1 protein-coding gene is annotated in these 526 nt (G+C 70.7%); it reads right to left on the reverse strand.

Translation table 11 applies throughout. The features are described from left to right. Window positions 1-75 precede the first annotated feature (75 nt). On the reverse strand, window positions 76-526 hold a 451-nt coding region (locus QN357_RS19235), incomplete at its 5' end, for a hypothetical protein (RefSeq protein WP_323505433.1).

Consider the following 526-nt stretch of genomic DNA (forward strand, 5'->3'; position numbering starts at 1 on the left):
GGATTGCGGGGGGGCGCGGTGGAAAGGGAGGGACGGCGCGGGCGCCGCCCCTCCCCCTCTACTCGGGTAGCGCTACTACTTCGAGACGACCGTGAGGGTCAGCGTCGACGTGTAGGTGCCGGCCGCCTTCTCCTGCGGTGCGACGAAGGTCAGGCCGGCGTTGAGAACGCTGTCGCCGACCGTGTTGGCTGCCGCGCCGGAGGCGAAGGCGGCCGGGTAGGACGCCGAACCGGCGACCTGGGCTGCGGCGGCGGTGACGCCGGTCGCGGAGGTGCCGGCAACGGTGACCGACGGGGCAAGGCCGAGCTGGATCTTGCTAATGGTGCTGGTCGCGTCAGTGGAGTTGACGAAGTTCGCAACGTTCGCGGACAGGTCCCAGCCGTTGCGGGAGACGACGCGGCCGTCGTTGACCGTGACGGCACCGAGGGTACCGACCGTGGTCGACTTGTTGTTCACGAGCGACGGAGCGGAGAACGTCGCCGCGGCGCCGGCCGGAACCGTGAGGGCGAGCGCACCGTTGGTGGCG

This window comes from Cryobacterium sp. RTC2.1, from assembly GCF_035018685.1.
GTDB lineage: Bacteria > Actinomycetota > Actinomycetes > Actinomycetales > Microbacteriaceae > Cryobacterium > Cryobacterium glucosi.